Raw genomic sequence first — 11,850 nt, 5'->3', positions numbered from 1 at the left:
CGTGCATCCGGATAGCGATAGTTTCATGTTCGCTGATCGCCCGGCTTTTCAATCATGGCCTGTTGTCGCGTTGGCAGATTCCTGAAAGCCCCCAGCGCACGCTCCCTGGATTGGCTGAGATTGACGATCGGAGCCGGATAGTCCGCCCTGTTAAACAACCCGTCCAAAGGGTTATGGACCTGTTGCTCATCAAGATCGTTCAGCTCAGGTAACCAGCGTTTGATAAACAGGCCCTTACGATCGAATTTTTCAGATTGACTCAATGGGTTGAAGATGCGGAACCAGGGCGCCGCATCGGTGCCGGTGGAGGCGCTCCATTGCCAGCCACCGTTATTGGCGGCCAGGTCTCCGTCGATCAGGTGTTGCATGAAAAAGCGCTCGCCTTCGCGCCAGTCGATAAGCAGATTCTTGGTGAGAAACATCGCGACGACCATCCGTAAGCGGTTGTGCATCCATCCTGTTTCCAGCAACTGGCGCATGGCTGCATCGATAATCGGCAGACCAGTGCGTGCCTGCTTCCAGGCAGTCAGTTCTTCAGGCGCATTGCGCCAAGCCAGGGCTTCGGTTTCCGGGCGGAATGCACGATGACGGGACACACGGGGAAAGCCCACCAGAATGTGTTTATAGAACTCGCGCCAGAGCAATTCATTGATCCAGGTCACAGCACCGACATTTCCGCTCTCGAATTCACCCTGGTTGGCTTGCAATGCTGCGTGCAGGCACTGGCGCGGCGAGACTACGCCAGCGACCAGGTAAGCTGAAAGCTGGCTGGTACCGGGCCTGGCCGGGAAGTCCCGTTCGCTCTGGTAGAAGTCCAGGTGTTGATCGACAAAGGTGTCGAGGCGTCGCCGGGCTTCGTTTTCACCGGCGGGCCAGAGGGCGCGCAGGGAATCGCCGGGAAGAGCAAAGCCTTCTACCTGAGTCGGCACCGGGTCGCTGTGGATATTGGTTGGTGCCTGCCGGGACGGTGCGCGGATCAGCTTCGGCAGCGAAAGGTGCAGGCGGCTGTAGCAGACTTTGCGAAACTGGCTGAACACTTGGAAATAACTGCCGGTCCGGGTCAGTACGCTGCCGGGCTTGAACAGCAACTGGTCGAGATAGCTGTGAAAGTCGATGCCGTTGGCTTTCAGGCATTGGGCTGCTTCGGCATCGCGCCGGGTTTCATTTACCCCGTATTCTTCGTTCACATGAACGGCATTGATGCTCAGTTCGCGGCACAGGGTGAGCAGTACCGACGGCGCCTGATCCCAGTGCGGCGCGGGGCGGATCAGCAAGGGGATGTTCAGTTCGGCCAAGGCTGCGCTCAACGAAGCCAGATTGCGAAGCCAGAAATCGATCTTGCACGGTGCGTCATCGTGGACACGCCATTGCCCCGGGCTCGTCAGGTACACCGCCACACAAGGCCCCGCGGCGGCAGCTGCGGCCAGCGCGGTATTGTCGTTCAGGCGCAGGTCGCTGCGCAGCCAGATCAGTTGCATGGGGGTTCCATTTCAAAGGAGTGCTCTGTGACTCAGCTCGCGGTAAGCCGATAGCGGGTCTTCGGCCCAGATGATGTCTTTCATCGAGCCGCCGGCGGGTGATTTGGCGTGATGGATCGAGGCTGCGGTGCCGGCAATGATGATCGGGCAGTCGACTCCATTAAGCAGCCTGGGCAGTTGGGACAGGTTCATGGCGTGGCTGGAATACAGGAGTACGCCGCGGGCCTTGAGGCGTTCGACCGCCAAGGCCAGTTCGCCTGCCGGTATCGGCCCGTCGAAGACCTCCACCGGGCAATCGGCGCTGCTCGCCAGCCAGGCGGTGAGCCACAGGCCGGGTTCCAGGGGAACGTCCGAATGGTTGACCAGCAGCAACGGCGCGCCGCGGAGCTGACGGTTGTTGTGGTAGATCCGACTGCCGAATTTGCTGCGCAGCCAGGAGTACAGGAACACCCGTTCCAACTGTGCGCCGAACTGACCCTGCCAGCGCAATTGCAACTCCTCCAGCAAGGGCAACAGCAATTGTTCGCACACGATCCAGGGTGGGTACAAGCCCATGGCCTGATTGACCACGTCGTCGACCTGGCGCTCGGCCAGTTGCGTCACAGCCAGGGTGAGGGCGTGACGCTGACTCTGCCAATCGCTGTCCAGTGGCTCGGTGCAGGGTTGTGGAGTATCGAGCAAGGGCTTGATTTTGCTGACCGTCACGCCCCGGTCGATCCAGGTGAGGATGCTCTGGATTCGCTGCACATGTTCGGCGTTGAACAACCGGTGTCCCTTGGGCGTGCGTAACGGCACGATCAGGCCGTAGCGGCGTTCCCAGGCTCGCAACGTCACGGCGTTGACACCGGTTCTCCGCGCCACTTCGCGTATGGGAAGCCAGCCGTCCGCCAGGGCCTGGGCGAAATCGGCGCCAAGGTCTTCACGAGCGCTGGAGTCGGTATCGCCTTTCATCAGATGGCGTTCCGCAAACTGAGATTTTCCGGGTGCGGTTGCAGGTAGACTTGCTGCGCCAGGTAGGGATCGGGATGTTGGCGAAGGTGATGTTTGAGCAGTGTCAGCGGCACTACCAGCGGTACGATGCCGAGGCGGTACTGGGCGATGAGATGCTGAACTTCCTGCTTGTCCTCGGCATCGATGGCGCGCTTGAGATAACCGCTCAGGTGCTGCAACACATTGGTATGGGTGCGACGGGTGGCGCATTTTTTCAGGGCGGCCATCAATGCGCTGAAGTATCGCGGGCCCAGCTCATTGGGGTCGGTCTTGCCCATGCTGCCCAACAGGTTGCCGAGGATCTTGTATTGCACAGGGTTGTGAGCCATCAGCAGGTACTTATAACGCGAGTGGAACTCGATCAGGTCTCGCCGGGTCAGGCCCTTGCGGCGTAGCGGCTGCCAGGCAGCGTAGGCGAATACCCGGGTCAGAAAATTCTCTCGCAGTACCGGATCGTTGAGGCGGCCGTCTTCTTCCACCGGCAGGTCCGGGTGGAGGTCGCAGAATGCCTGGGCGTAGACACCGCGTCCGCCACCTGGCTGTGACACGCCGTTATGGTCATAGACTTTGACCCGCTCCAGTCCGCATGACGGCGATTTCTGCATGAAGATGTAACCACAAATGTCATCGAGTTCCGCAGCCATTTGCCGAGCGTAATCGATCAAAGGGCGGGTCACGTTGAGGTCCTGTGTCACCGTACCGACCACATCGGGTTGCTCGGGATTACCCACCAACCGGATCGGTTCTCTCGGAATGCCCAGGCCGATGGCGACTTCCGGGCAGACCGGCACGAAATCAAAATGCTCCGCGAGGAGACGGCTGCACAGCTGCGATTGCTTGTGCCCGCCATTGAAGCGAACTTCTGCTCCCATCAGACAAGCACTGATGGCAATTTTCGGGCGGATGGCGGTTGAGTCGGGCATGGGGACCTCTGGTGTATAAACTTGTACATAATGTGTTTGTTTGTACAATTTTATTCATCATAGATCCACCGCGGTACAAGTCAACCCGGTTTGCATGACAGGAACGGCCGCTGGCGTTATTTACGGGCAGGCTGCCGTCTCGTTCGACAGCAGCGGGTAGCACGAAGGGGGCGCAATCTACTGGAGGCTGGCGTGCAAGCGTCGCGCGGCTTCCTGGCCGCTGAGCCAGGCGCCTTCGACCCGGCCGGACAGGCACCAGTCGCCACAGACGTACAGACCCAGGTCTGCATCGGCCAAGGCACCCCATTCATGGTTGCCGGCAGGGCGGGCATAGAGCCAGCGATGGGCCACGCTGAAACTCGGGGCGGGCATGGCGCTGTGCAGCAGTTCGGCGAAGGCACCGTGCAGATGTTCGATCACCGCTTCCTTGGGCAGGTCGATGTGCTGCCGGCTCCAGTCGCTGGAGGCGTGCAATACCCAGGTATCGAGATCGCTGTCGCGTCCCGGTTTGCTGCGGTTGCGCGCCAGCCAGTCGAGGGGGCTGTCCTGCACGAAGCAGCCTTCCATGGGCGTATCCAGCGCTTGTTCGAAAGCCAGGGCAACGGCCCAGGTTGGGTCCATCTTCACCCCGGCAGCCACCCCGGCCAGTTTCGGCACGGCCGCCAGCAATGCGGTGGCCTGGGGCGCGGGCGTGGCGATGACAACCTGGCCGAAGGGGCCATGGGTGAAGCCTTCCGCGTCCTGCAAGTGCCAGTGTTCCTGGCCGCGATAGACCTCGGTGATCCGGCAGGAGAACTGCACATGCAATTTGCCGAGCAAGGCGCGGGTGATGGCACTCATGCGTGGGGTGCCGACCCAGCGGGTCTGTTCGTCCGGGGAGGGGGTCAGTTGTCCGTCCTGGAAGTTGTAGAGTTGCGGGTTCCACTCCGCGGCCCAGCCGTTGGCTTGCCAACGCTGGACTTCGGTGACGAAGCGGCGATCACGGGCGGTGAAATATTGCGCGCCCATGTCCAGTGTGCCAGCGTCGCTGCGTTTGCTGGACATGCGTCCGCCGCTGCCATGGCTTTTATCGAAGAGTTGAACGATATGCCCGGCCTCCGTCAGGGCCTGGGCGGCTGAGAGTCCGGCGATGCCGGTGCCGATGATTGCGATGGGTACAGTCATGAGGGCCTCGTTTACCTTTCTGTACAGACTACGCCGTCGTTTAAACCTGTACAATTCGGGTTTTTGGTATAAGTTTTACCGTTCGCGTTTGGACAGGTTGACCTATTGTTAAACACAGACCCTGTCCGATACGAAAAATCCCTGCTTATAAAAATAGACTAGTGGGCCGGGTAAAACGCGCTGCGAGGAACATCTCATGCACATATTGCTGACCGGCGGTACTGGTTTGATCGGACGTCAGCTCTGCCGCCTCTGGTCGGAGCAGGGACATCGCTTGACGGTATGGAGCCGCCGAGCCGAAGAGGTGGCCAAAATCTGCGGCGCGCAAGTGCGGGGAATCGCCAAGCTCGATGAGATCGACGAGCCGGTGGACGCGGTGGTCAACCTCGCGGGCGCGCCGATTGCCGATCGGCCCTGGACCCATAAGCGCAAGATGTTGTTGTGGAGCAGTCGCGTCACCCTGACCGAAGTTTTGCTGGCGTGGCTGGAGCGCTGCGAACAGAAACCCGCCGTGTTGATTTCAGGTTCTGCGGTGGGCTGGTACGGCGACGGCGGCGAACGGGAATTGACCGAGGAGTCGGGGCCGGTCAGCGAGGATTTCGCCAGCCAACTGTGCATCGCCTGGGAAGAAACCGCGCAACGGGCCGAGGCCATGGGCATACGCGTGGTGCTGATCCGCACCGGCCTGGTGCTGTCCGCCGAGGGCGGCTTTTTGTCGCGGCTGCTATTGCCCTTCAAACTGGCGCTGGGCGGGCGTATCGGTAGCGGGCGGCAATGGATGCCATGGATCCACATCGACGATCAAATCGCGCTTATTGATTTTCTTCTGCACCGCGATGGCGCCAGCGGTCCCTATAATGCCTGTGCGCCGAACCCGGTGCGTAACCGCGATTTCGCCAAGGCCTTGGGGCACGTGTTGAATCGGCCCGCCGTGATGCCGATGCCGGAGCTGGTATTGAAAGTCGCACTGGGAGAATTGTCGTCGCTGCTGCTGGGCGGCCAGCGCGCCACGCCGGCACGGTTGCAGGCGGCGGGTTTCACTTTCCGATTCACGGATTTGCCTGCGGCACTGGACGATTTGTCCGGCCGCTTTTGAAATAGGACGTTGCATGACCGATCACGCGTTGCTTCTGGTGAATCTGGGTTCGCCTGCCTCCACTTCGGTGGCCGATGTACGCCGCTACCTCAATCAATTTCTGATGGACCCGTACGTCATCGACCTGCCCTGGGCGGTGCGACGTTTACTGGTGTCGCTGATTCTGATCAAGCGCCCCGAGCAATCGGCCCGTGCCTATGCCTCGATCTGGTGGGAGGAAGGTTCGCCGCTGGTGGTGCTCAGCCGCCGGCTGCAGCAGGCGATGGCTGCCCAGTGGACCCAAGGTCCGGTGGAATTGGCGATGCGTTACGGCGAGCCGTCCATTGAGTCGGCTCTGGTGCGCCTGGCGAATCAGGGGCACAAGAAGATCACGCTGGCGCCGTTGTATCCGCAGTTCGCTGACAGCACCATCACCACTGTGGTCGAAGAGGCCAAGCGGGTCGTGCGGGAAAAGAAGCTCGACGTGCAGTTCTCGATTCTCCAGCCGTTCTACGATCAGCCGGAATACCTTGACGCTCTGGTTGCCAGTGCCAAGCCCTATCTGATGCAGAATTACGATCACCTGCTGCTGAGCTTCCATGGCTTGCCGGAACGGCACCTGACCAAGCTGGACCCGACAGGGTTCCATTGCTTCAAGGACGCCGACTGTTGCAAGAATGCGCCGCCGGAGGTCATTGCGACGTGCTACCGCGCCCAGTGCATTCGCACGGCCGAGCTGTTCGCCCGGCAGATGGGGCTCAAGGACGGTCAATGGTCGGTATCGTTCCAGTCCCGGCTCGGCCGCGCCAAGTGGATCGAGCCCTACACCGAAGCGCGCCTGGAAGAATTGGCCAAAAGCGGGGTCAAGAAGGTGCTGGTGATGTGTCCAGCGTTCGTGGCCGACTGCATCGAGACCCTGGAAGAAATCGGTGACCGCGGGCGCGAGCAGTTCCGCGAGGCCGGGGGAGAGGAGTTGGTGCTGGTGCCGTGTCTCAATGATCAGCCGCAATGGGCCGAGGCGTTGAGCACGTTGTGCGAACGGGCGCCGATCGCGTTGTAACATTCACGGGCCCTATCGCGAGCAGGCTCGCTCCCACATGGGGTGGGTTGTGTACACAGATTTTGTGACCAACCGAGATCCAGTGTGGGAGCGAGCCTGCTCGCGATGGGGCCATGTCAGGCAACATCTCAGAGCAGCGGTTCATCCGCCTTCTTCTGCTTCCAACCATCGTTACCTGGCAGCAGCAGGTTCAGCCCGATCGCCACCACGGCGCACAGCGCAATGCCTTTGAGGCCGAAGTCATCCGGGCCGGTGCCGGTACCCACCAGCACGCCACCGATGCCGAACACCAGCGTCACCGAAACGATCACCAGGTTGCGCGCTTCGCCCAGGTCGATCTTGTGACGGATCAGGGTGTTCATGCCCACCGCCGCAATCGAACCGAACAACAGGCACAGAATCCCGCCCATGACCGGTACCGGAATGCTTTGCAGCAGCGCGCCGAACTTGCCGATGAAGGCCAGGGCGATGGCGAAGATCGCCGCCCAGGTCATGATTTTCGGGTTGTAGTTCTTGGTCAGCATCACCGCGCCGGTGACTTCGGCGTAGGTGGTATTGGGCGGACCGCCAAACAGACCGGCTGCGGTGGTGGCAATGCCGTCACCAAGCAGGGTCCGATGCAGGCCGGGCTTTTTCAGATAGTCGCGACCGGTCACGCTGCCCACGGCAATCACCCCGCCGATGTGCTCGATGGCCGGCGCCAGGGCCACCGGTACGATGAACAGGATCGCCTGCCAGTTGAACGCGGGGGCGGTGAAGGCCGGCAGGGCGAACCACGGTGCGGCAGCGATCTTGGCGGTGTCCACCACGCCGAAGAAAAACGCCATGGCAAAGCCCACCAGCACGCCGGAAATGATCGGCACCAGACGGAAGATACCTTTGCCGAACACCGCGACGATCAGCGTGGTGAGCAGGGCCGGCATCGAGATCATCATCGCGGTCTGGTAGTGAATCAGTTCAGTACCGTCGCCGGCCTTGCCCATCGCCATGTTCGCGGCAATCGGCGCCATCGCCAGGCCGATGGAGATGATCACCGGGCCGATGACCACTGGCGGCAGCATGCGGTCGATGAAGCCGGTGCCCTTGATCTTCACGGCCAGGCCCAGGAAGGTATAGACGAAACCGGCCGCCATCACGCCGCCCATGGTCGCCGCGAGGCCAAACTGGCCCTTGGCGAGAATGATCGGGGTGATGAAGGCAAAGCTCGACGCCAGGAACACCGGCACCTGCCGCCCGGTGACGATCTGGAACAGGATCGTTCCCAGACCTGCGGTAAACAGCGCGACGTTCGGGTCCAGCCCGGTGATCAGCGGCATCAGCACCAGGGCGCCGAAGGCGACGAACAGCATCTGTGCGCCGGACAGTACCTGGCGCCAGAGCGGATCGTTGAACTCGTCCTGCATGCTCAGGCGTCCTTCTGCTTGGTGCCGAAGATCTTGTCGCCGGCATCGCCCAGGCCCGGGATGATGTAGCCATGCTCGTTGAGTTTCTGGTCGATGGAGGCGGTATAGATGGTCACGTCCGGGTGAGCGTCCTGTACGACCTTGATGCCTTCGGGGGCGGCGACCAGGACCATGGCGCGGATATCGCGGCAACCGGCCTTTTTCAGCAGGTCGATGGTGGCGACCATGGAACCGCCGGTGGCGAGCATCGGGTCGATGATCATGGCCAGGCGTTCGTCGATTTCCGGTACCAGTTTTTCCAGGTAGGTGTGGGCCTGCAGTGTTTCTTCATTGCGAGCCACGCCCACGGCGCTGACCTTGGCACCCGGGATCAGGCTCAGCACGCCTTCGAGCATGCCGATGCCGGCGCGCAGGATCGGCACTACGGTGATCTTCTTGCCGGCGATTTTCTCCACCTGGACCGCACCGGCCCAGCCGTCGATCTCGTAGGATTCCAGCGGCAGGTCCTTGGTGGCTTCGTAAGTGAGCAGCGCACCGACTTCCTGGGCGAGCTCGCGGAAGTTCTTCGTGCTGATATCGGCGCGACGCATCAGGCCGAGTTTGTGTCTGATCAGCGGATGGCGGATCTCGAGGATGGGCATGGGGAAGGCTCCGGCGGCGGGCAAAAAAACCGGGCTAGATTAATCTATCCCGAAGGCTTGTCCTATAGACAATACAGAACGTTAGTCCACAAACCCTTGATCTGGCCGGGCGGGATGCGTACCTTTGCCCGCTTTTCCGACCTGCCACCCCTGGAGAGCGCCATGTCCGCTGATCTCGAACACATCCGTAAAATCATGGCGGAGGCTGACTGCCTGTACACCGAAGCCGAAGTCGAAGCGGCCATTGCCCGGGTCGGTGCGCAAATCAACGACCAACTGGCCGATTCCAACCCGGTGGTGTTCTGTGTCATGAACGGCGGGCTGATCTTCTCCGGCAAGCTGCTGACCTACCTGAACTTCCCGCTGGAGGCCTCTTACCTGCATGCCACCCGTTATCGCAACGAAACCAGCGGCGGTGACCTGTTCTGGAAAGCCAAGCCGGAAGTCTCGTTCATCGACCGCGACGTGCTGATCATCGACGACATTCTCGACGAGGGACATACGCTGGGTGCGATCATCGACTTCTGCCGGCATGCCGGCGCCCGCGCGGTGCACACCGCCGTGCTGATCGATAAGGAACACGACCGCAAGGCCCGTCCCGATCTGAAAGCCGATTTCGTCGGCCTGCCCTGTATCGACCGTTACATCTTCGGTTATGGCATGGACTACAAAGGTTACTGGCGCAACGCCAACGGTATTTTCGCCGTCAAGGGCATGTGATCGATGACTCGGCCGGGGTTCCTGGATCAAACATTGTTCGATGAGCTGGCCGAGAAAGCCGCGGCCAGCCCTCGTGGGCGGCAGCACCACAACTTCCATCAGATGGACGAACCCTGCCACCGCATGGCGGTGGGGTTGCAACCTTCCACGTACATCCCGCCCCATCGCCACCTCAGTGCCGACAAGGCAGAAACCTTGCTGGTGCTCAGGGGGCGTCTGGGTGTGTTGATCTTTGATGACGCCGGTACGGTGACGGACAAGCGCATTCTACAGGCCGGAGGCGATTGCCTCGGCGTCGACCTGCCAGCGGGCGTGTATCACGGCTTGGTGGTGCTGGAAGCCGACAGCCTGATGTTCGAGTGCAAGGCCGGCCCCTACCGGCCCGTGGGCGAAGGCGAGCTGGCCCACTGGGCTCCCCGGGAAGGCGAGCCGGGCGTGGTTGAATACCACGCCTGGATGCGCGCGCAGTTCGACTGACGCACCGCCCCCCTGTGGCAAGGGGGGTTATCCCCGCGGGAGCGCAGGGCTTTTGTGGGAGCAAAGCTTGCTCGCGAAACAGGCGCCTCGGTTTCGAAGGCAGACCGCGTCAGCTTCATCGCGGGCAAGCCTTGCTCCCACAAGCCGCCAGCCAATGCTCACTCTTGATCCGTGCCTGCTCCAGAGTCTGCACATACGCCAGTTGGCGCTGTTCGCGATGGATGCCGGCGCGGCGTAGCTTCAGGCGCACTCGCGGGGTGGTCGCTACCAGGATCAGGCCGATATCGTGCTTGCGGTAGTCCTTCAGAATATTTTCAAATGCCGCCAGTGCGGTCATATCGAGCATCGGCACGGCGCTCATTTCCACCACCACGACGCGGACCCCCGGATCAAACCTGCGCAGCACATCCAGGGCCTTTTCTGCCGCACCGAAGAACAGTGGGCCGCGAATTTCGTAGCAACGCACATGTTCGGGCATGTCCTGTAAGGCTTGATGAAAGTGCCGCGGCAGCTCGGCGCTGTCGGTCAGCTCGCTCATGCGCTTGATGAACAGCCCGGCCGCCAGCAGCAGGCCGACAGAAACGGCCAGAACCATGTCGAACAGCACCGTCAGGCCGAGACAGGTCAGCAACACCAGCACATCGCTGCGCGGGGCGATGCGCAAGGTGTGCAGCGTATGCCCGGCTTCGCTCATGTTCCAGGCGACCATCACCAGTAGCGCCGCCAGTGCGGCCATCGGCAAATAGCTGAACAGCGGCGCCAACAGCACAATCGCCACCAGCACCACCAGGCTGTGGATGATCGAGGCCAGGGGCGAAAACGCGCCGCTGCGCACATTGGTGGCGCTGCGGGCAATCGCGGCGGTGGCGGTGATGCCGCCGAACAGTGGTGCCACCAGGTTACCCAGGCCCTGGCCCATCAGTTCGGCGTTGGGATCGTGTTTGCTGCCGGTCATGCCGTCTGCCACCACGGCGCATAACAGCGACTCGATGGCACCGAGCATGGCGATGGCGAAGGCGGGGCCCAGCAACTGGCGGATCAGGTCATAGGACAGCACCAATGGACGACCCTGGCCGTCAGGAAGATTCCAGGGCCAGTCGAAGCTCGGCAGGAACGGTGGAATCCCGGGGTGGCTGATGCCATCGACGACATAATTGAAGCGTTCACCCAGCGTCGCCACCGGCCACCCACCGCGTTCCAGCGCCAGCCCCAGCAGCGCCCCGACCAGCAGGGCGACCAGATGGCCTGGCACCCGCGGTACCCAGCGCGGCCAGACGATCAGGACGGTCAGGCACACGGCACCGATGAGACTGTCACCGAGGTGGGCACTGGGTAGGGCCACGATCAGCTCGCCCAGTTGTTCGATGTAGTGCCGGGCCTGACCGGCAGTCGTCAGGCCCAGCAGATCCTTCAACTGCAAGGTGGCGATGACCACGCCGATGCCGGCGGTGAAGCCGAGGATGACGGGGTAGGGGATGTACTGGATCAGCCGTCCGGCACGCATCAGTCCCAGGGCGATCAGAATCAGCCCGGCCAGCATCGTGCACAACAGCAGGCCGCCTGTCCCGTATTGTTGGGTGATGGGCAGCAGGATCACCACGAATGCCGCTGTCGGCCCGCTCACGTTGAAACGCGAGCCGCCGGTCAGGGCGATCAACGGAGCGGCCACGAGCACTGTGTACAAGCCGTGTTGCGGAGGGACGCCGACAGCGATTGCCAGGGCCATGGCCAGGGGGATGGCGATGATCCCGACCGTCAGCCCGGCCACCAGGTCGCCCCGCAGGCGTTCAAGGGTATAACCGGCCCGCCAGCTTTGGCGCCAGGCGGCGAATAGAGGTGGGGTGGAGAAGGACATGGGCACTCCTCAAAAATGAACGGGTAATGCCGAAATCCCGGCAGTACTCCCTGTGGTGAGGGAA

At 61.8% G+C, this 11,850-nt stretch carries 11 protein-coding genes; 4 read left to right on the top strand and 7 right to left on the bottom strand.

Annotated features, from left to right (window positions below):
- Window positions 1-23: 23 nt before the first annotated feature.
- The 4 genes from phrB to QZH45_RS25190 form a co-directional block, all read right to left on the bottom strand.
- Window positions 24-1,478, bottom strand: a complete 1,455-nt coding sequence (gene phrB / locus QZH45_RS25205; protein WP_055135139.1) for a deoxyribodipyrimidine photo-lyase — start codon at window positions 1,476-1,478, stop codon at window positions 24-26.
- A gap of 12 nt (window positions 1,479-1,490) precedes the next feature.
- Complete coding sequence (locus QZH45_RS25200) at window positions 1,491-2,429, bottom strand: MerR family transcriptional regulator (RefSeq protein WP_055135138.1); 939 nt, start codon at window positions 2,427-2,429, stop codon at window positions 1,491-1,493.
- Window positions 2,429-3,391, bottom strand: coding sequence for a YbgA family protein (locus QZH45_RS25195; RefSeq protein ID WP_024778140.1), 963 nt, complete (start codon window positions 3,389-3,391; stop codon window positions 2,429-2,431). Before QZH45_RS25195 ends, QZH45_RS25200 begins: the two co-directional genes overlap by 1 nt.
- A gap of 177 nt (window positions 3,392-3,568) precedes the next feature.
- The gene (locus QZH45_RS25190) at window positions 3,569-4,555 is read right to left on the bottom strand and encodes an NAD(P)/FAD-dependent oxidoreductase (protein WP_024778139.1); all 987 of its coding nucleotides are present in this window, start codon (window positions 4,553-4,555) and stop codon (window positions 3,569-3,571) included.
- A 196-nt stretch (window positions 4,556-4,751) separates the two neighbouring features.
- Here QZH45_RS25190 and QZH45_RS25185 point away from each other — a divergent pair, with 196 nt between their 5' ends.
- Complete coding sequence (locus QZH45_RS25185) at window positions 4,752-5,651, top strand: TIGR01777 family oxidoreductase (protein ID WP_055136194.1); 900 nt, start codon at window positions 4,752-4,754, stop codon at window positions 5,649-5,651.
- A gap of 13 nt (window positions 5,652-5,664) precedes the next feature.
- The gene (gene hemH / locus QZH45_RS25180) at window positions 5,665-6,690 is read left to right on the top strand and encodes a ferrochelatase (RefSeq protein WP_024778137.1); all 1,026 of its coding nucleotides are present in this window, start codon (window positions 5,665-5,667) and stop codon (window positions 6,688-6,690) included.
- A gap of 128 nt (window positions 6,691-6,818) precedes the next feature.
- On the opposite strand, the gene QZH45_RS25175 is transcribed toward hemH, so the two are convergent.
- Window positions 6,819-8,093 carry a uracil-xanthine permease family protein gene (locus tag QZH45_RS25175; RefSeq protein ID WP_053191818.1) on the bottom strand — a complete coding sequence of 425 codons (1,275 nt, stop codon included), beginning with the start codon at window positions 8,091-8,093 and terminating at the stop codon, window positions 6,819-6,821.
- 2 nt (window positions 8,094-8,095) lie between these two features.
- Window positions 8,096-8,734, bottom strand: coding sequence for a uracil phosphoribosyltransferase (upp, locus tag QZH45_RS25170; RefSeq protein WP_024778135.1), 639 nt, complete (start codon window positions 8,732-8,734; stop codon window positions 8,096-8,098).
- Between the two features lie 162 nt (window positions 8,735-8,896).
- Between upp and QZH45_RS25165 the strand changes: the two genes are divergently transcribed.
- Together QZH45_RS25165 and QZH45_RS25160 are read left to right on the top strand one after the other, a co-directional pair.
- Window positions 8,897-9,454, top strand: a complete 558-nt coding sequence (locus QZH45_RS25165; RefSeq protein WP_024778134.1) for a hypoxanthine-guanine phosphoribosyltransferase — start codon at window positions 8,897-8,899, stop codon at window positions 9,452-9,454.
- A gap of 3 nt (window positions 9,455-9,457) precedes the next feature.
- Entirely contained in the window at window positions 9,458-9,931 is a 474-nt protein-coding gene (locus QZH45_RS25160; protein WP_024778133.1) for a WbuC family cupin fold metalloprotein, read from the top strand.
- Window positions 9,932-10,046: 115 nt separating this feature from the next.
- Here QZH45_RS25160 and dauA read toward each other — a convergent pair whose 3' ends face one another.
- Window positions 10,047-11,786, bottom strand: coding sequence for a C4-dicarboxylic acid transporter DauA (gene dauA / locus QZH45_RS25155; RefSeq protein WP_053191816.1), 1,740 nt, complete (start codon window positions 11,784-11,786; stop codon window positions 10,047-10,049).
- Window positions 11,787-11,850 lie beyond the last annotated feature (64 nt).

The sequence above is a fragment of the Pseudomonas corrugata genome, from assembly GCF_050920615.1.
GTDB lineage: Bacteria > Pseudomonadota > Gammaproteobacteria > Pseudomonadales > Pseudomonadaceae > Aquipseudomonas > Aquipseudomonas corrugata.
This window is presented reverse-complemented; position numbering and strand designations above follow the sequence as displayed.